Annotated in this window: 21 protein-coding genes and 6 pseudogenes; 10 read left to right on the top strand and 17 right to left on the bottom strand. The window is 60.0% G+C overall.

The window, feature by feature from the left end:
• Positions 1 to 190: 190 nt before the first annotated feature.
• Complete coding sequence (locus tag ATY80_RS02845) at positions 191 to 3,118, bottom strand: aminotransferase (protein WP_088690952.1); 2,928 nt, start codon at positions 3,116 to 3,118, stop codon at positions 191 to 193.
• Between the two features lie 110 nt (positions 3,119 to 3,228).
• Positions 3,229 to 4,113, bottom strand: coding sequence for a formyltetrahydrofolate deformylase (gene purU / locus ATY80_RS02840; protein WP_088690951.1), 885 nt, complete (start codon positions 4,111 to 4,113; stop codon positions 3,229 to 3,231).
• Between the two features lie 357 nt (positions 4,114 to 4,470).
• Between purU and ATY80_RS02835 the strand changes: the two genes are divergently transcribed.
• The gene (locus ATY80_RS02835) at positions 4,471 to 4,803 is read left to right on the top strand and encodes a hypothetical protein (RefSeq protein ID WP_088690950.1); all 333 of its coding nucleotides are present in this window, start codon (positions 4,471 to 4,473) and stop codon (positions 4,801 to 4,803) included.
• Position 4,804: 1 nt separating this feature from the next.
• Here the strand turns inward: ATY80_RS02835 and ATY80_RS02830 are convergent, their stop codons facing one another.
• The 5 genes from ATY80_RS02830 to ATY80_RS02810 all read right to left on the bottom strand — a co-directional run bounded on the left by ATY80_RS02830 (position 4,805) and on the right by ATY80_RS02810 (position 7,601).
• Positions 4,805 to 5,290: a DoxX family protein gene (locus ATY80_RS02830; RefSeq protein ID WP_088690949.1), complete on the bottom strand. Its 486-nt coding sequence runs from the start codon at positions 5,288 to 5,290 to the stop codon at positions 4,805 to 4,807.
• Between the two features lie 21 nt (positions 5,291 to 5,311).
• Entirely contained in the window at positions 5,312 to 6,067 is a 756-nt protein-coding gene (locus ATY80_RS02825) for a DNA-binding domain-containing protein (protein ID WP_088690948.1), read from the bottom strand.
• Between the two features lie 10 nt (positions 6,068 to 6,077).
• Positions 6,078 to 6,932: a DUF692 domain-containing protein gene (locus ATY80_RS02820; RefSeq protein WP_088690947.1), complete on the bottom strand. Its 855-nt coding sequence runs from the start codon at positions 6,930 to 6,932 to the stop codon at positions 6,078 to 6,080.
• Between the two features lie 72 nt (positions 6,933 to 7,004).
• A complete protein-coding gene (locus tag ATY80_RS02815; RefSeq protein WP_088691472.1) occupies positions 7,005 to 7,289 on the bottom strand; it encodes a DUF2282 domain-containing protein in 285 nt (94 codons plus the stop codon).
• Between the two features lie 42 nt (positions 7,290 to 7,331).
• Positions 7,332 to 7,601, bottom strand: a complete 270-nt coding sequence (locus ATY80_RS02810) for a DUF2282 domain-containing protein (RefSeq protein WP_088690946.1) — start codon at positions 7,599 to 7,601, stop codon at positions 7,332 to 7,334.
• A 222-nt stretch (positions 7,602 to 7,823) separates the two neighbouring features.
• On the opposite strand from ATY80_RS02810, the gene ATY80_RS02805 reads away from it, so the two are divergent.
• On the top strand, positions 7,824 to 8,390 hold the full coding sequence (locus tag ATY80_RS02805; protein ID WP_088690945.1) for a sigma-70 family RNA polymerase sigma factor: 567 nt from the start codon (positions 7,824 to 7,826) through the stop codon (positions 8,388 to 8,390).
• A complete protein-coding gene (locus ATY80_RS02800; RefSeq protein ID WP_088690944.1) occupies positions 8,377 to 9,012 on the top strand; it encodes a DUF1109 domain-containing protein in 636 nt (211 codons plus the stop codon). The genes ATY80_RS02805 and ATY80_RS02800 overlap by 14 nt, the downstream gene beginning before the upstream one ends.
• 220 nt (positions 9,013 to 9,232) lie before the next feature.
• Here ATY80_RS02800 and ATY80_RS02795 read toward each other — a convergent pair whose 3' ends face one another.
• The 3 genes and pseudogenes from ATY80_RS02795 to ATY80_RS02785 form a co-directional block, all read right to left on the bottom strand.
• On the bottom strand, positions 9,233 to 10,135 hold the full coding sequence (locus ATY80_RS02795) for a HEPN domain-containing protein (RefSeq protein ID WP_088690943.1): 903 nt from the start codon (positions 10,133 to 10,135) through the stop codon (positions 9,233 to 9,235).
• 110 nt (positions 10,136 to 10,245) lie between these two features.
• Positions 10,246 to 10,483, bottom strand: a pseudogene (locus ATY80_RS02790) (type II toxin-antitoxin system RelE/ParE family toxin).
• A 95-nt stretch (positions 10,484 to 10,578) separates the two neighbouring features.
• Positions 10,579 to 11,034 (bottom strand): Lrp/AsnC family transcriptional regulator, encoded by a 456-nt coding sequence (locus ATY80_RS02785; RefSeq protein WP_088690942.1) that lies wholly within the window; start codon positions 11,032 to 11,034, stop codon positions 10,579 to 10,581.
• Positions 11,035 to 11,150: 116 nt separating this feature from the next.
• On the opposite strand from ATY80_RS02785, the gene ATY80_RS02780 reads away from it, so the two are divergent.
• From ATY80_RS02780 to ATY80_RS02770, 3 genes are all read left to right on the top strand, one after another.
• Entirely contained in the window at positions 11,151 to 12,062 is a 912-nt protein-coding gene (locus tag ATY80_RS02780; protein WP_088690941.1) for a DMT family transporter, read from the top strand.
• A 22-nt stretch (positions 12,063 to 12,084) separates the two neighbouring features.
• Positions 12,085 to 13,284 (top strand): aromatic amino acid transaminase, encoded by a 1,200-nt coding sequence (locus ATY80_RS02775; protein WP_088690940.1) that lies wholly within the window; start codon positions 12,085 to 12,087, stop codon positions 13,282 to 13,284.
• 189 nt (positions 13,285 to 13,473) lie between these two features.
• Positions 13,474 to 15,246, top strand: coding sequence for an adenylate/guanylate cyclase domain-containing protein (locus ATY80_RS02770; RefSeq protein ID WP_088690939.1), 1,773 nt, complete (start codon positions 13,474 to 13,476; stop codon positions 15,244 to 15,246).
• A gap of 270 nt (positions 15,247 to 15,516) precedes the next feature.
• Here ATY80_RS02770 and ATY80_RS02765 read toward each other — a convergent pair.
• Positions 15,517 to 16,883: pseudogene (locus ATY80_RS02765) on the bottom strand (IS5 family transposase).
• Between the two features lie 254 nt (positions 16,884 to 17,137).
• On the opposite strand from ATY80_RS02765, the gene ATY80_RS02760 reads away from it, so the two are divergent.
• The 3 genes and pseudogenes from ATY80_RS02760 to ATY80_RS28840 form a co-directional block, all read left to right on the top strand.
• A complete protein-coding gene (locus ATY80_RS02760; protein WP_088690938.1) occupies positions 17,138 to 17,647 on the top strand; it encodes a nucleoside kinase in 510 nt (169 codons plus the stop codon).
• A 157-nt stretch (positions 17,648 to 17,804) separates the two neighbouring features.
• A pseudogene (locus tag ATY80_RS02755) lies at positions 17,805 to 18,111 on the top strand (type II toxin-antitoxin system RelB/DinJ family antitoxin).
• Positions 18,108 to 18,376: pseudogene (locus ATY80_RS28840) on the top strand (type II toxin-antitoxin system RelE/ParE family toxin); the annotation flags it as partial. The pseudogenes ATY80_RS02755 and ATY80_RS28840, both read left to right, overlap by 4 nt.
• A 172-nt stretch (positions 18,377 to 18,548) precedes the next feature.
• On the opposite strand, the pseudogene ATY80_RS30105 reads toward ATY80_RS28840, so the two are convergent.
• The 3 genes and pseudogenes from ATY80_RS30105 to ATY80_RS29380 all read right to left on the bottom strand — a co-directional run.
• Positions 18,549 to 18,685, bottom strand: a pseudogene (locus tag ATY80_RS30105) (IS21-like element helper ATPase IstB); the annotation flags it as partial.
• Between the two features lie 209 nt (positions 18,686 to 18,894).
• The gene (locus ATY80_RS02740; protein WP_088690937.1) at positions 18,895 to 19,332 is read right to left on the bottom strand and encodes a VOC family protein; all 438 of its coding nucleotides are present in this window, start codon (positions 19,330 to 19,332) and stop codon (positions 18,895 to 18,897) included.
• A 237-nt stretch (positions 19,333 to 19,569) separates the two neighbouring features.
• Positions 19,570 to 19,772, bottom strand: a pseudogene (locus ATY80_RS29380) (IS3 family transposase); the annotation flags it as partial.
• A gap of 690 nt (positions 19,773 to 20,462) precedes the next feature.
• On the opposite strand from ATY80_RS29380, the gene ATY80_RS02730 reads away from it, so the two are divergent.
• Positions 20,463 to 20,858: a hypothetical protein gene (locus ATY80_RS02730; RefSeq protein WP_088690935.1), complete on the top strand. Its 396-nt coding sequence runs from the start codon at positions 20,463 to 20,465 to the stop codon at positions 20,856 to 20,858.
• Between the two features lie 369 nt (positions 20,859 to 21,227).
• On the opposite strand, the gene ATY80_RS02725 is transcribed toward ATY80_RS02730, so the two are convergent.
• The 3 genes from ATY80_RS02725 to ATY80_RS02700 form a co-directional block, all read right to left on the bottom strand.
• Positions 21,228 to 22,466 carry a type II toxin-antitoxin system HipA family toxin gene (locus ATY80_RS02725; protein ID WP_088690934.1) on the bottom strand — a complete coding sequence of 413 codons (1,239 nt, stop codon included), beginning with the start codon at positions 22,464 to 22,466 and terminating at the stop codon, positions 21,228 to 21,230.
• Positions 22,456 to 23,049, bottom strand: a complete 594-nt coding sequence (locus ATY80_RS02720; protein WP_088690933.1) for a helix-turn-helix transcriptional regulator — start codon at positions 23,047 to 23,049, stop codon at positions 22,456 to 22,458. The genes ATY80_RS02725 and ATY80_RS02720 overlap by 11 nt, the downstream gene beginning before the upstream one ends.
• Before the next feature lie 991 nt (positions 23,050 to 24,040).
• Complete coding sequence (locus ATY80_RS02700) at positions 24,041 to 26,416, bottom strand: hypothetical protein (RefSeq protein ID WP_088690930.1); 2,376 nt, start codon at positions 26,414 to 26,416, stop codon at positions 24,041 to 24,043.
• Positions 26,417 to 26,426: the final 10 nt, after the last annotated feature.

The raw sequence follows: 26,426 nt of genomic DNA, 5'->3' as shown, positions 1-26,426 counted from the left end.
CATTCCATCACACTCGAATTGACTGAAAGAACCCTATCAAGTCTTTGTGCAATCCGCGTGACAGTCCGAAGCTCTCTTTCGATCACGGGAGCAGACATAGGAAGTGCCGGTGATTCCGGCAATGGGGCATTTGATTAAAAATGCGAAGTCGCGAAATGACCGAAATGGTTAACGCCGCATACACGGCTGCCTACCATCCCTCAGAAAGCACCTTTTCGAGCATGTCGACGAAGAAATCGGCGCTCTCGGCGGTGAGGCAGAGGGGAGGCTTGATCTTCAACACGTTCAGGTGATCACCGGTCGGCTGCATCAGGACACCGAGATCAAGGAGCCGGCTGCAGATTGCCGCGGTCTCTTCTGTCGCTGGTTCCAGCGTCGTTTTATCGCGGACGAGCTCGAGGCCGAGATAGAGCCCGCTGCCATGCACCGCGCCGACGATCGGATGGTGCTCGATCAATGCGACCATGCGGCCCTTGAGATGATCGCCGACATCGCGCGCGTTCTCCTGCAGCCTTTCCTCGGCCATGATATCGAGCACGGTCATGCCCGCCACGCAGCTGACCGGACTGCCGCCGGTGGACGAGAAGAAATAGCCTTCCTTCTCCAGTGATTCGGCGATGGCTCTGGTGGTGATCACAGCACCGAGTGGATGGCCGTTCCCCATGCCCTTGGCGATCGTGACGATATCGGGGACGACGCCCTGTTGCTCGAAGCCCCAGAAATGGTGCCCAAGCCGTCCATAACCGACCTGCACCTCGTCGGCGATGCAGACCCCGCCACGAGCCCGCACCTGCCCATAGACGGCCGCGAGATAGCCCTCGGGCAGCGATATGCCACCGGCATTCCCGTAAACCGATTCGGCGATGAAGCCGGCCAGGCCCTCGCCTTTTACGTCGATGGCTTCAAGCGCCTCGAACACCGCTTGCAGATAGCCGGCAGTCGAATCTGAACCACGGAAGGCGCCGCGATAGGTGTTCGGCGAGAGAACGGCATGCACCCAGGCGGGTCGCGTCGTCAGCGCCTGCGGATTGTCGGCGATCGACGTGGAAACCGCGTCGCTTGCGACCGACCAGCCGTGATAGGCCTCGAGAAGGCTGAGCATATGCCTGGAACCGGTATGCGCGGAGGCGAGCCGCAGGGCAAGGTCGTTGGCCTCCGATCCGCTGTTGACGAGGAACACCGCGTCCAGCCCTTCCGGGGCAAGGGAGGCAAGGCGCTCAGAAAACTCCGCAATGGCGGCATAGTGAAAACGTGAATTGGTATTCAGCCTTAACCATTGCTCGCTGATCGCCTCGGCGAGACGAGGGTGGCCGTGACCAAGAATAGTGACGTTATTGAGCATGTCGAGATAGGCGCGCCCCTCGACATCGAACATGTGCTCCTTCCAGCCACGCTCCATCTGCGGTGGCGCCTCGTAGTAGTTCTTCTGCGGCTTAGCGAGATGGGCCTGCCTGAGCGCGTACAATTCGTCGGACACCGGCTTCGGCGCATTCACGTCGGGGCCGAGGAGGGCGGCCGGCGACGGGCATAGTTGCGACCAGGCGACCGCTTCCTGCGGGGTGCAAAACAAGGGCGGTTGCTCGCCCTTGAGGGTGGAGAGCTGCACGCGCAATCCACCGAGAGAACCGTCTTCGCCAGAGACTGCCCCAATCGACTGCCCGGCTTCGACTTCCGCCTCATCCTGCAACGACGGCTCAATTCCGTCGAGATGAAGGCTCACGCCCTCGCCTGCCAGAATGAAATGGTGGTTCTTCCAACTGGCCTTGCCGGCGAATGGAGCGGCAATCACGCTGCCGCCTGCGAGGCAAATGTCGCAATGCAGTGTGAAGGTTGAAGACGGGCTGGCGCTGCGAAGTTTCGCGCGCGACAATCGGTATTCGCCATAGCGCGTCGCCGCGGTGCCGGTTTCTGCCGCCGCGCGGGCAAGCAGGCGCCAATCCATGTCGGCCTGCGACCAGTTGCCTGCGGCAAAATACGGACTCTGGACGCCGAGATCGACGAAGGAAATGGTCGCCGGGTCGATCTCCGGCAACAAGGGATGCCAGTCCTCTGTCGTCAGGGCGGCCGTTTCCATGCCGACTGCCTTGAGGACAGCGATCTCCATCAATTCGAACGGCACGGACACCGCCGTATCGAATATGCGGCGCTCCAGCTCGAGGTTGCCCAGAACATAGTCGTTGTCGGGATCGATCGAGATCTGCTGTTCGCTGCTGGCGACAAGAATGACGGCGCGGGCAACGACGAGCGGCCAAAGGGCGCGCAACTCCTCTTTGGTGAGCGGGTAGACCTCGTGATAGGCCTTTACAGCAGGAAGAATGTAGAGCGGATCACCGTCCGCCTGATGCAGAAGCGAGGCGCAGGTGACCGCCAGGTCCCCGATCAGCCAGCCGCGGATTATGTCGCCGAAATCGATGACACCATCCGGAACCAGATGGCCACGATCGTCGCGACGGCTGACGACATTGTCGCCGGTCACATCGTGATGCACGGCTTGCAGACGCAAGGACGGCGCCAGGGGCTGGATTCGCCGAACGGCCGATACCATCGTCTTGGCGATGCGATCGCGCGCGGCGCTGTCGGTGATCGCCGACAATAGCTGCACGGCAACTGGACCGGCACGGCGCAAATCCCATTGCAGGCTGCGATCGAGACCAGGGTGGGTGAAGTCGGCGAGCGACTGTGCCAGGCGTGCGCACAGCGCGCCAAGTGCTGCGACCGACTCCCTTGGCAAATACCTGCGATGGGTGAGCCCCTCGCCTTCCAGATATTCCAGCAGCCGAACCTGATAGGTCTGATCACGGACAGTGACGGCGATGATGTCCTGACCGTCGGTCGACGGGATGACCCGCGGGACGCGCGGTGCACCCTCCTTCATACTGAGGTGGTGGATGGCCGCGTTCTGCGCCTCGAGCTCCAGTGTCTGGTAGGCGACGTGGCAGATTTTCAGGACATAGCGCCGCTCGTCGGTATCTAGACGATAATTGCGATCCTGTTGGCTGCCGAGCTCGGTGATCGCTCCCGACAAGCCATAGCGTGACTGGACGATGTCGCCGGCTTCGGCGGCCGTCACGTCAGGGCGTGGCAACGTCGCGCGATCGGCAAGCGTCTCGTCAGTCATGGCATCCCCCGCGGCATGATTCGATTTTGCAGACTAAGCAGATAATCGAATCCGTGCCACCGGCAAGCGAGGAGATCTCATTCGTTCAACGGCATAGCCGCTGTCAGCGATCAGCCCATGCGCTCGGAGGCGTAGCTCCCCGGGCTTGCCGGAAACACGATCGTGCGGTTGCCATTCAGGAAAACGCGGCGGTGGATATGCGCATGGATGGCGCGGGCCAGAACCTGGCTCTCCACATCGCGGCCGATGGAGACGTAATCGTCGGCGCTTTGGGCGTGGGTGATGCGGGCCGTATCCTGCTCGATGATCGGACCTTCGTCGAGGTCGGCCGTCACATAATGAGCCGTGGCGCCAATCAGCTTCACGCCGCGATCGTAGGCCTGCTTGTAGGGGTTGGCACCCTTGAAGCTCGGCAGGAAGGAGTGATGGATGTTGATGATCCGGCCCGACATCTTGCGGCACATCGCGTCGGAAAGCACCTGCATGTAGCGGGCAAGTACGATCAGTTCGGTGCCGGTCTGATCCACGAGGTCGAGGAGCTGGGCCTCCGCCTGCGGCTTGTTTTCCTTTGTCACCTTGATGTGGTGGAACGGAATATCGTGGTTCACCACGACCTTCTGATAATCGAAATGATTGGAGACCACGCCGACAATCTCGATCGGCAGCGCGCCGATTTTCCAACGGTAGAGCAGGTCATTCAAACAGTGGCCAAAGCGCGACACCATCAGGAGCACCTTCATGCGGCTGGCGCCATCATGGATTTCGGCGTCCATTTCGAATGTCTCGGCGACCGGCTTGAAGCCTTCCTTCAGCGCCGCAAGACCGACGCCTTCTTCTGAAATGAAGCTGACGCGGGTGAAGAATTTGCCGGTATCGAGGTCATCGAACTGCGACGAGTCGATGATGTTGCAACCCTGCTCCGCCAGGTAGTTCGCAATCGCCGCCACGATCCCGCGCGTCGACTTGCACGTCACCGTCAATACATAGCTCGTCATCTGTTTGGTCCTTCTTGCGGCACCTGCTGGCCGGCCTGCTTAAATCAAACCGAAAGCGGCGGATAGAGAGCCGCGCCTTCATTCGTGCAACTATTTGCAAGGAAAACCGTCAGAAGCTTGCAAGCTGCTGGCGTCTCCCCGTCGCAATCAACTTACGGCAGCGCGCGCAAAACTCCGTTCCGCTTGCGCCGTCAAGACGCGTATCCCCGCCGTGATAGCGCCAGGCAAGGATCCTGCTTCGGCAAAGTCACGTTTGCGAGATGGGCGTCGACAGACGGATGCGCTTGCTTGATAACGATTGCCGGCGCGCTTACATCGATGCGAGATGACGAGCTCCAGATCCGGCGAGGCGACAGAATGCGATTCGCAAGAATGTTGTTGATGGTCGTGGCAGTTGGCGCAGGCATGGCACCAGCAGCGAGCTTCGCCACGGACTGGCGGCGCGCCGGAGAAGCTCAGGCTCAATCGGCATATCCCTACGCGAACCTGCCGGGCGTCAGGGCGAAGCCGGAGCCGAAGGACGAGGAACAATATAACTGCCGGACGGAAACGCGGCCGCTTCGCCGCGGATACGACAAGATTTTCCGTACCGGCGGCCTGCCGACCCTCGTCTATGTCTGCGATCGTGACGGCCTGGAGAGCGTCGGGACACAGGTGCCGCTTCGCGGACACTATCAGCCGGTCCGCTGAGCTATCGGGCGGCGTCGCTAAACTGGCGCGCGATCATGTGGTCGATCGATAGTCTCCCCGGCCCCCCGGCAATGATCACGAGGAAGCAGACGGCCCAGGTGCCATGTGTCGGCCAGGCACCGGGGTAGACGAACAATTCGATCACCAGTGTCATCCCAAGAAGGGCAAGGGCGGAAAGGCGGCTTGCCAGACCGATCACCAGCAACAGTGGGAAGAAGTGTTCGGCAAATGCCGCCAGATGGGCAGCAATCCAGGGATCGACGAACGGCAACTTGTATTCATTCTCGAACAGGTAGACTGCGTTGTCGGTGACATGCCAGCCTTCGACCTTTGTCTGGCCGGATTGCCAGAAGACGGCCCCGATCGACAGACGGGAGATAAGAGCGATGAAGTCGTGTGGGATATGATCGAGCAGCCGCAGCATGCGGTAGAGCTTCTGCGGGTTCGTCGGCCTCCGCATGTGGTTCATCGTGATTTCATCATACATGGCCGTGTCTCCAGACGTGAGTTAGCGAACGGAACGGAATGCGCCTGTTTGTAGGGCACCGGCGAGATTGGCTGAGAGGTCGAACGCAGGAGCCGCAGCGCTTGCCGCCGCGACCGAACCGGCAAGCGACATGCCTGTTGCAAGTGCTTCGATAAAGGCGGCGCCACCAGGCGGCAGCCGGTGAACCTCGACGCTCAGATGAGCTCGCACGATCAGCGCATCTTCGCCGCACCAGCCTTCAACCGGCCCGAGTTCGATCTCGCCGGCGTTCATCGCCCAGATCGTCACCACCGGATGAGGCGAACGCAGGACTGACATCGCCGGATGTGGGTCGAAAACGAGATCCCCGAGCTTCGCCGGATCGGTTGTGGCCAGGCTATTGGGGTCCAGCGGTGTCGCATCGGCGGCATGGTAGGCCCGGCTGCGCGCACGTTCGAGGCGAATGACATCCGGCAGGTATGCGACGGCCGCTGCCGGCTCGAACGACGCCACGAATTCCGCAAACTCGTCCCCGTAGGACAAAAGCAGCGGCGAGCGCGGTGGGTGATGGCGAACGAATTCGGATGCCATCGCCGCAAAGAACCCTTCGCCAACGATTTTCTCCGCAACCGGAAAGCGGGAAGCGAGCGCACCCAGCAATCCGACGGTGACATTGTTGCGATAGACATTGAAGCGACGCTCGCATGTCCCTCCGCTCCATGCGGCGAGACCTTGCGGGATGCCTGTCTCGGGCGTTGTCAGAGCCTGTGCGAACATCGTCTGTGTGGAGAGAGACATGGTCGAGCTCCTATGCCGCACGGCGATCGGCGGCCCGGCGCAAGATTGCATCCGCAGCCTCGGCCTCGGCCCGCAGCACTGGCCAATCCGGCACGTCATTGTCCCATTCGACGAGGCTTGCGATGGGCCCGGTTCGGGCAACCAGCTCCTCGTAAAGCGCCCAGACGGGATCTTTGACGGGGGTATCGTGTGAATCGATCAGCAGCGTAGCGCCGAGTTCATCGACGGTTTCGGAGTGGCCGCTCAAGTGGATTTCGCGCACCCGTTTAACCGGGAAGCGGGACAGGTAGTCGAAAGGGCTCGTGTGATGGTTGGTGGAGGCGACAAAGACGTTGTTGACGTCCAGGAGGAGACCGCAGCCGGTGCGACGCGCAATTTCTTCGAGGAAGGCCGTCTCCTCGATGGTGCTCTCTTCGAAAAGCAGGTAGGTCGCCGGGTTTTCGAGCAGCATCTGCCGCTTCAGCACGCTTTGTACTTCGTCGATATGTTCGACAACGCGCGCAAGCGTCGTCTCAGTGTAGGGCAAGGGGAGCAGATCGTTCAAAAAGACATCGTCATGCGTCGACCAGGCGAGATGCTCGGAAAAGCTCTCAGGCTCGTAGCGATCGCAGAGCGCCTTCACGCGGCTAAGATGATCCCGGTCGAGCGGCTGCATCGATCCGATCGACAGGCCGACGCCGTGGACCGACAATGCGTAATCTTCTCTCAGCCGACCCAACTGCGCGTGCGGCGGGCCACCCGCTCCCATGTAATTTTCGGCGTGTACTTCGAAGAAGCCGATCGGCTGGCGGCGGGCGTTAATACTGGTGAAGTGTTCCGGCTTGAAACCCACGCCAGCGCGGCGCGGCAGTTTGGACGGCTTCATGGCTGATCTCCCAGACTTCGTTAGGACAGCGACACGAACCACCCGTGTCGCTGTCGATTGATCGGCGTCAGGTCAGGCCGGAGCTGGACCTTGCGTCAGCGAGCCGTGGCCGTTCGGCGTCTTCATCGAAACGCACGTACCCGTGGGAACGAGCTTCCAGGAGTTCTGTTGAAAGTCGACCTTGGATGTGCCCGCGCATGTCGTGCCAGGCCCGGCCGCGCAGTCGTTTTGCCCTTTGAGGGCGATTCCATAGCACTTCTCCTTCGAGGTATCGGCAGCGGAAACTTCTACGGTGCCGATCAGGGACAAGGCGGTCGCCACCGAAGCGGCAAAGACGGTTGCTGAAATATTGGACATGATGATCTCCGGTCCTTGAAACTGAGTGACGTCGACGAGCAATCAGGCCGGCATCAGCGAGCCGTGGCCCTTCGGGGTTTTCATCGACGTGCAAGTGCCGGTGGGGACGAGCTTGAAGGAAGCCTTGTCGTAGCTCATGGTCGACTTGCCGGCACAATCATGCTTGCCGGCAGCGCAGTCGTTCTGGCCCTTGAGAGCCACACCGTAGCACTTTTCCTTGGAGTCGGCGGCCGAAGCTACCGGTGCATTAATCGTTGCAAGCGCAGAAGCCAGTGAACCTGCGAGAGCCAAGGCGATGATGCTGTTTTTCATGAGTCCATCTCCGTTTGAAGGACAAGCCGTGATTGGCTTGCACTGGGGTCTACGGAGGCCGGTTGTTACAGCCGCCGTCGTGATTTTTTTGCGCGGCCCCATCTTGCCGCGCCCTCGATTGCGAGAGAAAACGCTCGCGAACCAAAGCTTTCCGGCCGGATCGAAAAATGGTGTCCGACGCCGGTAACAAAAACGTGTGACAATCCGTAGAGGATAATGCGGGTGAGGCATTCGACGCGTGAAGAGGAGTGGGCAGAGTGGATGCGTGACGCTCTCAAGGGCGATACGCTGGCCTATCACCGCTTTCTCGCCGCCGTCACGCCGCATCTGCGCGCCATGGCCCGCAGGCGATGTGACCAGCTTGGCGCCCCGGCAAGCGAGGCCGAGGACGTGGTGCAGGAGGTGCTGCTTGCGGTCCATCTTAAGCGCGGCAGCTGGGATCCGTCGCGCCCGATCGGCCCGTGGCTATCGGCCATCGTGCGCAACAAGCTGATCGATAGCCTTCGCCGTCGCGGGCGGCATGTGAACGTACCGGTGGAAGACGTAATCGACACGCTGGAGGCCGAGGAGCAGACTGATGCCATGGATCGACTGGATGCCGATCACCTGCTGGAGCGTTTGAAGGATCCCCAGCGTGACATTGTCCGTTCGATATCGCTGCAAGGCGCCGGCGTGCGCGAAACAGCCGAGCGGCTGAAAATGACTGAAGGGGCCGTGCGCGTCGCGCTGCATCGTGCGCTGAAGTCGCTGGCGGCCCTTTATCGGAGTGAAACACGTGAAGACGAATGACCTGATCAACCTTTTGGCGCAAGATGCTCCGGTTCGCACCCGGTTGGGGCGCGTTCTTGCCCTCGCGCTCGTCGCTGGCGTTGTCCTGTCAGGCGGCATTCTTTTGTCGACGATCGGTATCCGTCACGACATGTGGAGCATCTTCGAAACCGCGCGTGTGCTCTTCAAGATCGGCTTCACCCTCGTGCTTGCCGTGACTGCCTGCATCGTCGTGTTCCGCATCGGCCGTCCCGGTGTTGCGATGAAGGAAAGCGTCGCAGCGCTGCTGCTGCCGCTTGCGCTCCTGATCGCAGCGGTTACAGCAGAGATGAACGTGATCCCGTCTGCTGCCTGGGAAACGAGCCTTGTCGGCAACAATGCCCGCTTCTGCCTGATGTTCATTCCGCTGTTGTCGCTGGCACCGTTGGCAGGCTTCATGCTCGCCTTGCGAAACGGCGCACCGAAACGCCCCTCGCTCGCGGGCGCGGCAGCCGGCCTTGCGGCAGGCGGCATCGCGGCGGCGCTCTACGCCTGGCATTGCCCGGACGACAGCCCGCTTTTCGTCGCAACCTGGTACACGATTGCAATCGCGGCCGTGACCGCAATCGGCAGCCTGATTGGACGTCGTTACCTGCGCTGGTAGTGTCCTTTCGGGGAAGAAACAGGAAGCCGTTGGAGCGGCTTTCACTTGGCAACTCTCGGCCGCGTGGCTGCTGGTTTGCGGCATAAGACCCGCTGGACAACGGCTCCGCAAAGACTGGATTGCATCGACGGCGAGGGAGCGGGGTAGCAGCTCACAATCCTATCCGGCGGCGGCCCATCTGCCGGCAACGCCGCCGTCGTCCGACTTCTCCTGACCGGCTTTAACTGCGCAGGCGCGCTTCACAGACATCCTTGACGAGAGCCTGCAGCACCTTGATCCGCTCGACCAGCCAGGCCAGCTCCTCGCTGGTGATCTCGTAATGCGGCGAATAACGGGCATCGACGTAAGCGCGGTCGAGCCGGGTAAAGCAGCGCCTGGCAAACTTGCTGTCGCGCGGCCATGCCTCGATCAGCCGCGGCTCGACCCGTTCGGCATGCGTGCGAAGCACGCTCAGCCGGTGCGACTTCGGGGAGTAGAGCGTGAGTACGAGGAGGGCACAATGATACGCTTCCTCCGTCGCCTGATGCAGCATGAAGGCGCCGTGACGCCAGATGTCGTTGGAGAGACTAAATTCAGCAACTTTGAGTGCGTCTGCCGATAGCTGGAACCACTGCTCGAAATGCCGCTGCGCTTCCGCGCGCGCCGCCTCCGGTGTCAGCGGTTTCGGCGCGGCCAGCGGATGGCCGGGCGCTTCATAGAGCATGATCCCGTCACGGGCGATGTCCATGAAGAACGGCAGTCCCCGCGAAAGCTTGTCGTTGACATCGGCCAGGCTATGGGCAATCACCTTGGCCGGTGTCTTAAGATGGCCGGTGACGGCGAACTCCCGTGTCAGCCGATCGTCGATCGTCTGCCAGACGTCGTTCTCCTCGGCGAAGCTCTCCACGTTGACGACGGCCAGCAGGTCGTAATCGGAACGATAGCCGCTGTCACGATCCTCGACCCAATCGCCGCGCGAATAGCTGCCAAACAGGATCAGTTTCAGGATGCGGCCGGCGCGGGCTTTGTCCGACAGCTTGTGCTTCTGGGCGTCCTCGAACTCCTCGAAGATGATCTCAACGACGCGGGCAAGCTCACGGCGCTTCTTGTCGGGGAGATGATCGAGCTGTTCAGGAATGATCAAGGCAATCTGCCCTTTGTGTTCTGCAATTACCAATACCGCAATGCGCGAGATTCTCTACTGCCGATGGCAAAAGCGCAAGAGGTCTCCGGTCGCATGCGCCGTTGGCGCGCTTACTCGTCCCCGAACTCGAAGGGCCAAATCTGGGCGCCATGCAAAATACAAAGAATGCGTATCCGATCCGCCATTAGCATGTAGGCTGCGATGTATGGTGTGCGCGGAATTACCAGTTCGCGCGTTCCCTCAATTCGGCCAGGTCGACCGCTTTCGAGAAAATCAAGGAGGCGACGGACGGTTCGCGCGATTTCCTCGTCGACGTGAACCGCCCGCCTTCGGGTTGTCACGTTCAATGTGTCATTCGCGCCATGGGCCGAGCCGGATCACGCAGTGAACTGTCCGCCTGCCGATCCCGATCAAGAGATCGTTTGCGGTGCCTCGGGATTTGGTCACAGCTTGGGAAAGACTGATGCTCTCTTGACCGTTCCGTAGGCAAAGCTCGTATCGATCGCAGCAATACCTTCGATGCTGTGCAACTGATGCCGGACGAACTGCTCGTAGTCCTTGAGGCTTTCGACCAGGACCCTGAGGAGATAGTCGGCTTCGCCGGTCATTACATAGCAATCCTGGATATTGTCGATCATCCGCACCTTGCGTTCGAAGGCCGCGACGGAGGCTTCGGAATGACGCTCGAGCCTGATCCGGACGAAGGCCGTGATCGGCAGGCCATAGGCCTCCTCGTCGACGATCGCCGTATAACCCTTGATGATCTTGGCCTCTTCGAGAAGGCGGAGCCGCCTCAAGCAGGGCGACGGCGAGAGCGCAACCTTTTCGGAGAGCTCCTGGTTGGAAAGCCGGCCCTCTCCTTGCAGCGCCCAAATGATCTGCCTGTCCTTTTCGTCCATTTTCGCCCCATTGCTAGCAGATTCTGCCAAACCTCGTGGTCTACGCCACTGAAATAGCAAGAAATCGATACGCGGAGAAGCATATTGTCGATGTCATTGAAACCAAGAGGCCCGCAATGACCGACATCACGTCAGATTTCCATCAATCCAGGAACGGATTGCTTTCTCCGACGACGGTCGGTTATCTCGTTCTCTCCGTCGTGGTGCTGATCTGGGCGGGCTTCGCGCTGACCATGCGGGCCATGGGCGCATCGCCGCTCGCCCCGGCCGATGTCGCTGTCATCCGCTTCGCTATCCCGATCGTCGCTCTCCTGCCGGCGATACCGCAGAGGCTTGCTGCGCTGATGAAAGTTCGGCCGAGGGACGCGGCTCTGGTATTGCTCGGCGGCGTGCCCTTCTTCCTGATCGTCTCGGCAGGAGCGCGGACGACGTCGGCGGCTTATGTCGGCGCCCTGATTGCGGGAACCACCCCTCTCTCGGTGGCCGTGCTGACCGCCCTCATCGAGCGTCGGGGCGTGCCGAGGAAGCAGTGGCTGCCGCTTGCGCTGATCCTTGCAGGTGTCTTCGGCATCGTTGCCGGACAACGGTATGCCATCACCGCCGAAATGTTGCGCGGCGTCGGCCTGCTCCTGATCGCAAGCCTTGTCTGGGGCGCTTACACGATCGGTCTCAAGCGAACCGGCGTCGATGCTATCGGCAACGGACTGCTGCTGTCGGTGTGCTCGCTCGTCGTTCTGATTGCCATGCTCTTCGCCGGTGTCGCCACGACGCATGTCGGGCAATTCACGTTGCATCAGGCCCTGCCTTTCATCCTGGTCCAGGGGCTCGGCGTCGGCCTTGTCTCGACCGTCGGCTATGCGTTTGCCATCTCCCGGCTGGGTGCAGCCAGAAGCGCGACCATCGGCTCGCTCGCACCGGCGCTGGCCAGCCTGCTTGCGATCCCGGTGCTTGGCGAGCCGCTCACCGTGGCAACCGCGGCCGGCATTGCCGTTATCACCACTGGCGTGATCCTCGCAAACCGTCGCTAAATCAGGCCCTATGGAGGAACGAATGCTTGCCGCTCTGCCAATCGCCGAACCCGATCCGTTGTGGGCCCTGATCCGTTCGTTCCGGCATGATCGCCGTGCGGACAAGATAGATCTCGTCGTCGGCGTCTATCGCGATGCGTCGGGGGAGACGCCGGTGATGTGCGCCGTTCAGGAGGCCGAGGCCCGCCTTGCTTCCGCAGCCGCGTCCAAGTCGTACAGGGCCCTGTCCGGGAACATGGCTTTCAACGAGGGAATTTCCGCGTTCCTTCTGGGGGCAGATACCGAGACGCTCGGGCGTCAATGCACCATCCAGACAGTCGGCGGGACGGGTGCGCTCAGGGTGCTCGCCGATTTCATCGCCCTTGTTTCGCCGGACGCGACCATGTGGAATAGCAATCCCGGCTATGTGAACCATCGCCCGATCATGACCGCGGCAGGACTGCAGGTGAAGTCGTTCCGCTGGCAGGAAAACGACACTGGGCTCGATATCGAAGCCGCTTTCGCCGACCTCGATGAGGCTCGAAAGGGCGACGTGGTCATCCTACATGGTTGCTGCCACAATCCCACGGGCGTGGATCCGTCGCTTGAGCAGTGGCGCCGGATCGCAGCCTTCTGCAAGGACAAAGGCCTTACACCGATGGTCGACATGGCCTATCAGGGCTTCGGCGATGGTGTAGAGGAAGACGCGGCGGGCCTCAGGCTGCTGGCCGGCGCGCTTGACACTCTTCTCGTCGCCGCGAGCTGTTCGAAGAACATGGGCCTCTATTGCGAGCGGACCGGCGCGGCTATGGTGATTGCGCCCGACAGCAAGCCGCTCTCAAACATCCGCGCCACGCTGGAGCGAATAGCGCGCGCCAGCTACTCCATGCCGCCTGAGCACGGCGCCGCCATTGCCGCCGCCCTGTTCGAAAACCCTCGGGCATGGCTTGCGGAACTGGAGATCAGCCGCCGTCGGGTCGCTGGGATTCGCCGCGACCTCGGCGCAGCACTCCGCGAACACGGGGCACCCGCCAAGTTCCAGGCGCTGTGCCGGCAGAAAGGCATGTTTTCGCTGCTGCCCCTCGACAGCCATCAGATGACCAGGCTTCGCGAGGAATTCGGCGTCTACGGCACGGCAAGCGGCCGCATCAATATCGCCGGGCTGCTGCCGGATCAGGTCGACAGGCTGGCCGCCGCGCTCTGTGCGGTGTCGAGAAACGTTGCTGTTGCGAATTTACGTTGAGCGCTGGCGCCCGCTGCAATCTCGTCGGCAGTGATGATGTGCGGCAGTCAATTGCGTGGGGCTACACCTCGGCTGCGTCCACATGAACCATGGCCAACACGATCTCAACCAAGATCGCTCCGAGCAGCGGCTCAAAGTTCTTTCTCGCCTTCTGTCTCCCTGCTATCGTGGAAGTGAGGAGACGGCGCCATGAGCGAGACCCGAAAGCTGGCTGCAATCCTGGCCGCGGACGTGGTTGGGTACAGCCGACTTGCCGGCGCCGACGAGGACCGCACCCTGGCGAGGTTGCGGGCATTGCGCAGCGATCTCATCGATCCGACGATCGCCGTGCACCATGGCCGGGTGGTGAAGCGCACCGGCGATGGTGCGCTGGTCGAGTTCCGCAGCGTGGTGGACGCCGTGCGCTGCGCCCTTGAGGTGCAGAACGGTATGGTGGAGCGCAATGACGGCGTGCCGCAGGACCGTCGCATCGAGTTCCGGATCGGCATCCATTTGGGCGACGTCGTCGAGGAAAGCGACGGCGATCTGATGGGCGACGGCGTCAACATCGCCTCGCGATTGGAGGGCGTCGCAGCAGCGGGCGCGATCTGCCTGTCCGAGGATGCCTATCGCCAAGTCAAAGCGAGGCTTGACCTCTCGGTCAGCGATCTCGGCAACACGCAACTCAAGAACATCGCCGAGCCGATCCGGGTCTATTCGCTGCAAGTCGGCAGCGCCCGGACCAAGGCAGTCGCAACCTCGGAATTCGCGACGAGTCAACCGGCGACTGCAGCCTCGCCGAAGCTGTCGATCGCCGTCCTGCCCTTCGCCAACATGAGCGGTGACGCCGAACAGGATTACTTCACCGACGGCATCTCGGAAGACATCATCACGGCGCTTTCGAAGCTGTCGCAACTCTTCGTCATCGCCCGCAATTCGTCGTTCACTTTCAAGGGCAAGAACGTCCAGGTGCAGGAGGTGGGCACGAAGCTCGGCGTGCGGCATGTACTTGAGGGCAGCGTACGCAAATCGGGGAACAGGGTACGCATCACCGCGCAGCTCATCGACGCGACCACCGGCGGGCATCTATGGGCGGAGCGGTTCGATCGCGAGCTCACCGACATATTCGCGGTTCAGGACGATGTCACGCAGCAGATCGTCGGCGCGCTGGCGGTCAATCTGACAGAGGGCGATCGGCAAAGACTGGCGCCGGGGCAGACCCGGCACCCTGAGGCGTATGACTGCTTCTTGCGTGGCAGGGAGCTGTGGCACCGGCTGACCAAGCAAACGAACAGAGACGCCCGCGACCTTTTGCAACATGCCGTCGAACTGGACCCGAACTTCGCCTCAGCGCACGCCTTCCTCGCCCTTACCCACGGGCTCGACTACCTGAACCGGTGGAGCGAGTCGCCGCAACGCTCTATCGAGCAAGCCGAAGAGGCTGCGACGCTGGCGGTAGCGCGGGATGATAGCGATCCCGTGGCCCACTGGGCACTGAGTGTGGTCAAGCTTTACTCGCGACAGCACGATAGAGCCATCAGCGAGGCCGAGCGTGCGATAGTCCTCAATCCGAACTTCGCCGAAGGGCAGGTCAGCCTCGGCGAGGCACTAATCTATTCAGGCAGATCCGAGGAGGCACTCGCCTATTTCGATCGGGCGAGGGTCCTGAACCCGTACTTTCCGGATGTCGTTCTCCACTTTCAGGCCTTGGCCTTGTTTCAACTGCGAAGGTACGAAGAGGCCGTCGAACTGTTGCTGCAGCGCGTGAGCCGCAACCCCGTCACCGATGTCTCGCGCGCGCTTCTGGCCGCCTGTTACGGACACCTCGGCCGTTTCGAAGAGGCTCGCGCGAGGTGGCAAGAGGTGTTGCGCGTCAATCCCGACTATTCATTGGAATACCGTCGCAAAGTCTTGCCTTTCAAGAACCCCGCCCATTTCGAGCTCGTCTTGGAGGGGCTACGCAATGCCGGGATCATACAATGACGGGTGCATGTGTCCGATCTTGAACCTGTTGCCGCCATTTGCACGGAGGATGAGCAATAGCCAGTGCGGGTGTGATCGACAGCAAGGTCTGCGTCCAGGAAGGTGCGAAGCCTCCCTCTAGGGCCGACATGGGGCGCGTTCCCGCCAGACATTCACCCTTAATCCGAATGTACCGAATGCTAACCTTTATCAGGTGGTCGACCGTGAAGAACGCTGTTTTGATTGTGGCGGGCAGGATTGTCCGTCGCCACAGTTTTTACGTTGAGATCTTCAGGAAGCGTGTGACTGGGAAACCTGCGGGGATCGCGGCAGAGCCGCCAGGAGCAAGGCGGCGAGCAGGCACAAAAAGTCTCTGAACCAGGCGAGCAGGAGCGAGAAGTTGTAGCCAACGGCCGCCAGAACGGCATTGATGGCATCTCCTTGTTGTCCGGCGAGATAATTGCGATCCATCCGATGCTCGTTCTTGATGTGGCCGATGACGGGCTCGACGGCTGACCGTCGTCGCATCTGCCGTTTGATGGCCGGCGTCACGCGGCGCTTTTGACCACTGGTGAAGACCCTGAGCTTGTGGCTCTCAGGTGCATTGTGGCCGCGATAACCGGCATCAGCCAGGATGCGGGAGAGCTCATTGCCAATGGTCAATTCCATGTCGGGGATGATGGTCTCGAGGGTGTGCCCATCGTATGGATTGCCCGGCAGTGCCATGGCGTGCAGGGCAAACTGGCCGCCCTTGGAGCGGTTCAGTGTCGTGGCCACCGACACCTTGACGCCAAACTCGTAGGGCTTGTGTGCCTTTCCCTTGCCGATGCATTCGACTTCGTCGGCGTGGAGGCTGTAGATCTTGCGACCGCGCTGACGCTGCTTCTGCTCCAGGAGTGTCTTTGCCTGATAGAGCGGCCAGATGAAGATTGCCTTGAGCTGTTCATCGCCGGCGATCTGACGCTCGATATCACGGATGGTTCGCCCGAGATACGTCTTCAGCTTGCGCAACGCCTTGCCGGCCCGCTTGAATTGCTTGGCATGGGCATACCGCTGATGCTGGATCAAGGCGAATTTGCCCAGCCGCACATAGGTTTGGCGTAGATCGAGCCCCACTTTCCTGGCCGCCCGCACGAGCCGCTCCCGTGCTCGGTGAAGGAGCTTGGCATCGGTCGGAAACATCGCGTTCTTGGGCTGGACGGTCGTGTCGACGATCACCTGCCGCGTGTCCGACGGCTTCATTGCACCGCTCTTGACCGCCACCGACAGGCTCTCCTGGAGAAGCGCCTTTATCCGCTCCTCGCCCATGCGCTGGCGCCAGCGCGTCAGCGACGAACGGTCGAAGGGCAATGTGTGCTGGAAGAACGTCTCGCCGCAGAAGTATTGAAAATACGGGCTGTCGAGGTAGCGGGCACAGACAGCCTCATCCGACAGGTTGAACGTATGCTTGAGGATTGCCAGGCCCGCCATCAGCCGCGTCGGCAATGGCGGCATGCCAGGCCCATCCGAATAAATCTCACCAAACCGTTCTTCCAGAAACGCCAGTCGATGGTCTGCGCCAACTGCACCAGTTCGTGCTTCAAGTCGACGATCTGGTCGAGGCGGGATCGGAACAGATCACCTTCTCCCGTCTCGCGTCGTTCAACAGGCTTGGCCATCTACCAGCTCCGATTCATCGCGATATCGGAAGTGAATCACGCTTCGATGGCTGAGAAAACCGAAATCTGAAATCGCAAGGAAACAGATCGAAAAACATCCGTTTCTTGCGATATCGATTACTGAGAAGTGTCAAATATACATGAAATATCAATCACTTACGGATACTTCACGGCCGACCAGGTGAGCTCGTTGACGGAGCACACCCAGGCAGAGTGTCTTCTCACCGGATTGAAGGCCGTGATAAAAAGGGCCCATGGGCATCAAGAACTATCTAATCGAAGGCGGCTCGGGTACTGGAAAGACGTCAGTCGCTACCGAACTGGAGCGGCGGGGCTACCATGTCGTCCATGGTGACCGCGTTTTGGCCTATGTCGGCGACCCCGAGACAGGCCAGGCGCTCGCAGGACCACCCGAAGGGGCAGACCGCATCGCTTGGGGATACACTCACTGGATCTGGTCTGTCGACAAGGTCCGAGCTGTCGCTGCCGACACCACCCATCCTGCCACGTTCTTTTGTGGCGGTTCGCGCAATTTTCACAAATTCCTGGACCTGTTCGATGAGGTTTTCGTACTCGACATCGACGTTGAGACGTTGAACCGACGACTAGATGGGCGGCCGAATGAGCCGGGCTTCGAGCCGGCCGAGCGGGCGCTGGTACTCCGCTACCATCGTAACCGGGAGTATCTTCCGGCCGGCAATACTATCGACACGGCGAATACCGTCAAAGGTGTCGTCGACGATATCCTCGCTAAACTCACCTGAAGCACGGCAACGAACCGGGCGTCCTAACGGCCGTTTTCGAGGCGCAAAGCTGCCGTGCCTGCGTAACGAAATTAATGGTCCACTTCGGGCTCCTAGTCATTTGACCGGATTCTGTCATGCAATCGCATTACGCTGAGCTCAGCGGAGGAGAATTGCGATCACTTCAAATGCACTCCTTCAAACGCGGATTGATCCGGACATTCGGGACCGCACTACCGCCGTCCTACAAAGCATGCGACTGACTGTGCCTGAGGCGGTTCGAATTCGTTTAACTCGGACGGCGCAAAGGCTCGCTTCCACTGGAATTGGTTGCCAGCACAGACGCTCACGATCCCTGGTTCCGCGCCAAGGTGTTGCAGGCGCTTGAGGATACGCGAGCCGATTTCGAGGATGCTGACGCGGGGGCTCGATTCCGCGAGCGCCGGATGGCAGCTGCGCGTAAAGCAGGAGCGGGCGACCGATGAGGCTTGTCTGGGCGCAGTATGCGCTTGACGATCGCGATGCCATCTTCAGTTACATTGAACGTGACAACCCGAAGGCGGCGGTTCACGTCGACGAGGAAATCGCGCGAACCGTCCGTCGCCTCCTTGATTTTCCCGAAAGCGGTCGACCGGCCGAATTGAGGGAACGCGCGAACTGGTAATTGCGCGCACACCATACATCGCAGCCTACATGCCAATGGCGGATCGGATACGCATTCTTTGTATTTTGCATGGCGCCCAGATTTGGACCTTCGAGTTCGGGGACGAGGATGCGCGCCAACGGCGCATGTTTTGGCGTCTGCGGTTCGATTCCCATCACAAACTGAACGAAGGGCAGAATGGGCAATCAAAGGCGACCAAGTCACATCGCATGCGTAACATGCCGCACTCAGCAGAAGCGCTAGCGACGGTGATCTGGTAGACTGCTTCTCGGCGATCTGTGACTGCAACAGGTCACCAACGATGCGGGGTGGTTCGTGCTGGCGCTTGATGCCGGAGGCGATGATCTGGTGGTAGGTGCTACGCATGCCCAACAGCTTCAGCGTGTCCATATCATGTCGAGGATTTGGGATCGTTCCGGATGGCATGGAATGCCGGCCGAGAAAATGGGCGTCCCTATAGCAGCGCCAAATTTGGTCGATTCGCTTCTTCTCGGTCCGGCAGGGCGCATGAGAGATCGCGTGCTATTTGATCGTACGATCGACAGCAAGCTCCGGCTGCCGTCTTGTTATGATTAAAATCGGGGCATTCGTCTTCGTATCGCGCTCAGCCGAGTTCCTGGGCCAGGCCGATGAGAATTCCTTCAGGCCCACGGATGTAGCAGAGCCGATAAGCGTCATTGTACTGGACCACTTCACCGACGAGCTCGGCGCTGCGCGTGCGGAGCCGTTCGAGCGTTTCGTCGATATCGTCAACGGCGAACATGACACGAAGGTAGCCGAGCGCGTTGACGGGGGCGTTGCGATGATCTGCAACGACATCAGGCGCCAGGAAGCGGGAGAGCTCGATCCGGCTGTGGCCATCAGGTGTGCGCATCATGGCTATCTCGACACGCTGATTGTCCAGCCCGGTAATACGTCCGGCCCATTCTCCTTCGATCGTGGCCCGCCCTTCGAGCGCCAGACCGAGTTCGCGAAAGAAATCAATCGTCACCGTCAGATCTTCGACGACGATTCCGACGTTGTCCATACGCTTGAGCGCCATGTTTCCCAATCTCCAAGGTGTCGTTTCAAGGACTTGGCAGGACGTATCTTCCGCACGAGTATGTGGATCCTAGAACGCCTGACCCGCTTGCTCCAAGCCATCGAGGGCTGCCGTCCGGCTCACCGCCAGCTACGATACAACAAGAAGGCGTCGGTCCGCGAAGGCCACGCAGACGAAGCCCCGCCGGTTGGCGGAAGCCCGAATACAGAGCCTGTTCGGTGCAGGAGCCCTGAATTAGCGGTTCACGCGGTCCGAGGGACTTGGAGCCATCTTGCCCGGAATGTCGTGCGGATCGGCTTTCCCGAACGATATCATGCATGGCTAATCGGCCTCACAGGTCTTGCGACGGCGCAGCTGGCAATCTCGAAGCCGTTCCGCTTTATTTGCCGCCTGACCTTCCGAACGCCACAGATATGGAAGTTCGCCTCGTAGCATCGACGATGCGTCAAGGACGCGTTTCGAAATCCCGCGTTCTCGGTATGTGATCTGTTCAAGGCGTCCGGACAAGGCTGTTCACCATCAGCCCCTTCAAGAGACGCCGTTGCTTCAGAAGGGGCTGGGTTCCGGCTCCGGGATCAACACCGAAGATCTTTAATGGGCAAAGGTCATTGGCAGGGCAACCTTCGGCGAAGTCGCTGCTTTGCTCCTCGGGCATTCGGCTATCCTAAAGTACAGAATGGATCCGTGCCAAAGGTCGAATGTGCCGCGCGGCTTGAGCGCGTCAAGGGCGCTTCACTAAGTCCTGAGAATCACCGATGTCGCCCAGGATGGGAACCGATTCGGTTCCGTTAGATCGAAATTGGGCGATGTCTTGGTAGCCGATCGAGCCTTCGCTGATATCCTGCACCATCCAGTGGCGGGCGCGGAGGCGTTGGAGACGTAGAGCGCACGGGCGAGCATCCGAAGGTGGTCCTGGTGCGCCGAGAAGGGCGAGGTCAGCCGCGGTCAATCGACTCGCCAGGTCGAGGTTGGCCGAGGCCATTGTCTCTTCCGGTCGCCAAGCCACGATGGTCGCCTTACAAGCAGTCATGAGGATTTCGCCGTCCATCGAAATGGTGAAGCGACCCGCCTTGTGACATCAATTCATGGATGGTAGGTTAGCGATCGCTAATTTTCGAGAGGGTCCCGCTATGAGAAAGATGCTTTCAACCGTTGGAGCACTGACATTTTTACTCTCAGGGATAAGTGCATATGCCGTGGACCTTCCAACAGGTGCCAAGAAGGTTACGATGGAAGAGTTCAAAGCCTTTGCTGACGGCAAGCATGTGAAGGTCGAGATTTTCGATCTGGAGAAGCCCGTTACCGGGGATCTGGTGTGGAGTTGGAAGAAAGGCACGATCTCGGGCAAGGCCAACGTGGATGGCAAAATGGTGGACGTGAAGACCAAGCTTACCTTCAAAGATGGCAAAGCTTGCTCGAACGGAAAAGGCGAGAAGCCAAGCTGCCACTCCATATATATCGACGGGAACAAGTTCTATGAAGTTCGGGATGACATGAAGGTGCATGCTGTCTCGACGGTCGGGTAATCTTCCCTGAAGGTCGTGGCAGTTGCGCTGCCCTGCCGGTCCGGATTTAGCTGGGCAGGCCCGTTTAGTAGTTCTACGTATGCCTGCAGAGGCCAACCCCATCGCGGGCGACTGTCCGACGCCGGCTACGTATTGGATAGTTGTCGCTGGCAGTCTTCGATGTTCGACGGATTAACAAACTCCGCTCCCGCCACCGCCGGCAATATGGGCAAAGAGCAGCTCTTTGATTTCGGTCGAAGACGGTCGCGACAATCGCGCTAAGGTGAGGTGGTTCGGTTACGGGGTTGACCTGAGAGTGAAACTAGCCACACAAGGCTAACAACTGGGCTCTATTGCTCAATAGATTAGTCCTCGAATGTTGGGCGCGGACTAGGCCTTGCCCGTCACGATCGGCAGGGTTTCAAGGTGAGCATCGATCGTCTCGATCACGTTTCGGTCCAGTGGAAGGTTATTTTTCTCGTCCTTCCACCGCTCCATGAAGATCGAGACGGTATCGATTGCCGTATCCTGCACCAGCTTGCGCGGCAGGGATGCCTTGGCCGATAGGTGGTCGAGCTCCTCGAGCGTATATCCTGAAAAGTCCTTCGTGCGGCTGAAGGTCAGGGCCGATTTGTCGTTCGGGATGTAAGCGATCGTCGATACATAATCGTAGGCCGGCGACAGCCGCGCCCGCCTGCGGTCGGGATAGATCAACGACCAGTTTTTCAGATGCATGTCACCATTGCCAATCAGGACGTTGAATGTCAGCCTGCGGATGAATTCCGCCACGTCGTCATGGTCAGATTCTGCGGCGACGACGGCGGCGAGATTTCTGAAGCTTGCTTTTTTGTATTTGTCCTCGGGATAGACGTCGAAGACCTGAGCAAAGTCCTCGACATGAGTGAGCCCGCCGCCGTTGCCACGATCAAAGCGCTCGATGATGAAGGCGTTCGGGCCGAGTTGATCGATTCCATCGGGAAGATTGCCAATTGATCTGATGTCGCGAAGGTCGATGGCCGGCACGTTGATGCCGACCATGCGCGCGAGGCTCATCATCGAGAATTCGTTTTCCGGCACATGGGCAAATTCCCGGGAGGGAAGCTTAACGATCCAGTCGCCACCGACCCCGCTTGTCGGCACCGTCAATCCGCCGCTTGCACTTTGGACCGCCGAGAATTTGAGCTGGACGCCGGCAAGTGAAAATCTCAATGCGTCCTCGGCCGGCGCCTTTGCCGCCTCATCTCCCAGAGCGTCGTGGGCCGCCTGCGGCCACGCCTCGCCGTCAGCCGGAATGACGGTGATGGCGCCTGCGAGATCCTGTCCAAGGATCCACAGCAGGAAGAACTCGCGATCACTGTGAACATTTGCCTTTTCGGCCAGGTATTTGCGCAGGTGTCCTTCCGGCAGCAAATTGGAAAAGAAGGGCATCAGCTTGATTTTATAGAGACGAAAGTCGGTCAGCAGGTCGCCGAGCCGATCTTTGAACCGAAGCCCGAGAGTCGGCCTTGCAGCATTTTCGATATAGGCGTCGGTGAATGCAAACAGCGTCCTTTCGCTGCCGATATAGGTGATCGTGCCGATTTCCTCTCCAAAGAGGCGCACGGACAGGACAGATACATCAGCCATCATCGTCCTCATCGAGCGAATAGGCGGGACGAGTTTGGTCGTCCCTGTCGGAAGCTGGTGGCGCATGGGCGATCCGATTGCGCAGCGACCTGAAATCATTGATCACGTCCGCCACATCATCGGATGAGTGATTTCCAATGGCTCGTTCAAGGGCGACACGGATGGATCGCAGGGTGCCGAAATCATTGGCGGGGATCGGCCACTGTTGGACAAACATAAAGCTGCTGCGTAGGTCTTCATTCTGCGGAAGGGATGGAAACGCAACTTGCGTCCGATGGATGGAGGCCCGCAATCGGCGCATCTCTCTGGCAATTTCGGGAGCTTGGATGGACGCGGCGTCCATTGTTTGACGTGTGATGGATTTTATCGCAGGTACGGCCTTGCGCGGCACAAGGGCGATCTCCAAATCCAACGCGTGGGCGATGGCGATCAGGGTCGACAGCCGGAGGTCAATGCTGTTGGATTCGATGCGTGAGATCTGCGCCTGTGGAACGCCTGACAGTTGACTAAGCTCGCGCTGGCTTAAGGGTTTGCGCTCTCGCGTTTCCCGCAATTGCTTGACAATCTCGTCAGTGGCGTAAGGCATGATGTCTTATTCGATATCGATTAGCGATGTTGATGTCGATTTATATATCAATTCTCCAACGCCCCAACAAGAGTTGATGTTTGAAATGATATCAAAATGGAAAACGATGCCTTTATCGACATCAGCTTACGGCGACCTTCGGACCTCCTCGGTCATCCCGTCAGAGTTCCAGTCCGCGATTTTGGCCAGCAATCTGGCAATCGAGCTGTCGTGACCGGCCCCATGCCGGCGGCTTCCATCAGAAGACGTCTCAATCGGGCGAGACCGACTATAGCGGTCGCATCCCGAGATCGGCGATGGGGGCGTACGAACGGCGCTCTATTAGGCGGCCCACGTTATCTTGACCCGGCCGGTCAAAGGCTCGGATCTGAAGACCTGGGCATTGGCGGTAGCCAGGCGTGCGGGTCGCAGTAAGGCCCGTGTTGCGCTGGCCTGCAGGCTGGCGGTCAGGTTACACCACATGCTCAAGCCGATGCCAGCAGTGCTTTGCACCAATTGCCATTCTAACAAGCGCTTGATCCACGGCCGCAGCGCCTCGATTTCGACCCTTAGCGGCTAAGCGAGTCCAGCACCCTTTGGGCTGCGATGAGATCGACGATAGGATACTTAGTGTTGAATGTACGGACCACCGCTTGCAGACGTCCCGTGGCCTCATGGACACGATTTTGTCCTGCTAGAACCGGTGCAAGTTTGGTTGTGGCGGGAAGCTCGAAGAGCCTCGCTTATTGCTGGCGGGCTGCAGCAATTGCCTGCTCGAATAAATGCGCGGCACCAGTCAGATTACCTCTGCCCGCGGAGATTTGGCCACGGAGACGAACACGGTATCTGTCAAGTCGGGCAGGACATCGGCGTCCATCGCGTTGTGGCGCCCTGTTCGTACCAAACAAGTGGCAATGGCCGCCAACGAACAAGCCAATATGATCTGCAATATCAAAAACCAGCAGGCCGACGGGGGCGGGAGGCCACCGTCAACCATTGCGTCTAGGACGCATCAACTACGAGCCTTCAAGAACAATGGAGATGTCCAGATGCGGGATTGGTCGCGCTGTCGCGCTGTCAGGAACAACGGATGTTCTCGTCCCGGCTCAAGCTCGAGGTTGCTGAGCGAAATCTCATCCGCAAGATCTCTCGGTAGTGTTTGGTCCGTAATCCTTTCCACGATAAGACGCAGCTCGACGCCTGGCAGATCGAGTGTGATCGAGCCCTTTGCTATCAGATCTTTCCCGCTGACTTCCAGCCGTGCTTCGGGGGCATGTACATGCGGTGGCGGTTGAAGCGGGTCACCGATTTTGCTGTAGCCGTGGATTTTGGCGTCGATGGCAATGTGAACGCCGTTTAGGTCCGAAAGTGTGAGCTCAATTCCGTCGACATCGCCGTGTGTTGCCGTTTGAAAGCCGAGCTTGCCGAGTCCGGTACGCCATACGCTTTGTTCAGGGTGGTCAAAGCCAACTCCGTGCGCATCGAGAAGTGCCGCGCCGGTCACGGCGACTGCGCCACTCCAATAGGCTGCCCGATAGCGATCCTTGATGCGTGCGCCGCCGAAACGGATGCGGACACTTCGTTCGCTGAGGCCCACCTCCGCATGTAGATCACGGTTCCACACAAGGCGATCGCCGTCATAGAGTTGAACCTCTTCCCAGCCGGCATGGCCGAGCAGGCGGTAGGAAAGCGGCGCCTCGGGTTCAGCGTTGAACACCTCGCCCATGAAATGCTGTCCTTGCCATAGCGCGGCGAAGCTGCGTTCACCGGTCGTGGCGAATGTACGCCGTGCCCGGAGTGCGTTACCGACGCCGGCCCTGTCGAAGCGGTCGGCAATGACACCCGTCAGCCCGCCGCGCGACCCGAACGTTCCGGTTGCCGGTGCGCCACCGCCGCATCGGCCTTGGTGTTCGTCGCTCGCAGCCGAAGCGCCAACCCTGTATCCGCGCGCAAGAGCCTCGGTGTAGAGCCAATGGAATTGTCCCCAGGCGGAACCAATCTCGATGAGACGTTCCAGCTCCGGATGGTTCCAATCCAGAATGCACCGCCGGCCGCCCACATGTGGAATAAGCAAATGGCTCTCTGGATCATCCTCATAGGCGGCATGAAGCCGGTCTACTGGCCACATGCCGGGTCGGATCGTTCCGGCGGTCGTCTCATTCCATTCGAAAGAGCGCAGAGATTGCCCTTTTTCATCAAACGGGAAGCGCGGCTTGCCCTCACGGAGGAAGACGACATTGCGGTCGCCGCCGGCTGCGGAGTTGCCGCACCATTCGGTGCCAGGATAGCAGACGAAGCGGCCGGGCTCGTTGAGGCCATGGATAATCTCCACGGCCTTGTCCCAATTCGCTTCGGTGATGTTGAAGTCGTTGACGGTGTAGCCCACCACGTCGAGCCCGGCGATGTCGCGTCCGTAGGTGAGGTTGTAAGTCGCGTCGTTGGTGCCGACGGTGTCGTCGGAGTGGACGTGCAGATCCGCGTAGACTGGACGCAAGGCCTCTTCTTCACTCTGTACATAGGCGACGGCCGCGATGACGAAGGGTTCGTCGTCCAGCCATGCTTGCAGTTTCCACTCGCCGGTTTCGGCAAAGGAAAGGCCGGGAATTCGCGCGAATGTCCAGTCCTCCGCTGCGAGCGCGATCGGCTGCGTGCGCTCGGTCGCGTCCGGGGCGGTGATTACGAGCGTGCCCCGCAAATGGCGATCGCGGCAGGTATTTCCCCATATGTCGTCGACGCGTACGATCGCATCGAACGTATCGCCGAGGCCAACAAGGCGCGGCGCAATGACCTGAAGGGCGTGGGGCGGACCGGCAAGGATTTCGAGCTTGCAGTCACCCGGCACTTCGGCAAATTTCGAGCTGCCCAGCGGATCAATAAACAGCCGAAATCGGAATGCTTTCTCGACGAACGTCTGCACGCGCGTGCCGGCGCCGCCTTGTCGCCGATCGCCGAGACGGATGACGATCCTGTCGCCGGGATTGAGATAGCCATCGACGACATCGATGACAATGGCCTTCTGGAACGGGCGCTCGTGTCCCTTTTGGTCGAAGCGCACCTTCAGCGCCTGCACCGTCGCCGGGCTTTGACCGGGAGCCAGTGGCCGGGCGTGATATTCGGCAGAAACGTAGTTGGCGCCCGTCGGATCCGTTGTCTGGAACAGGGCCCAATCGGAATAGAATTTGAAGGCGAGCTTCAGCCACGCGCCGTCGGCAAGTCCGACAGCGCCAACCTCATAGTTGAGCTCCAGTTCGGTCCATTCGCCAGCGGTCAGCGTCCGTTTCTGACAGCTGAGCCGTCCGAGGAAGGGAAGCGTGTCGAAGTATGCGGCAAGGCCCACTGGCGAATGTACGGCTGCCTCGGATGCCTTGTGTTGCAAAGTCTCTGTCATGGGGGAAATC

The sequence above is a fragment of the Rhizobium sp. R711 genome, from assembly GCF_002211365.1.
Taxonomy (GTDB): Bacteria; Pseudomonadota; Alphaproteobacteria; order Rhizobiales; family Rhizobiaceae; genus Rhizobium.
The sequence above is the reverse complement of the archived record's forward strand: the minus strand, read 5'-3'. Positions and strand labels throughout refer to the sequence as shown.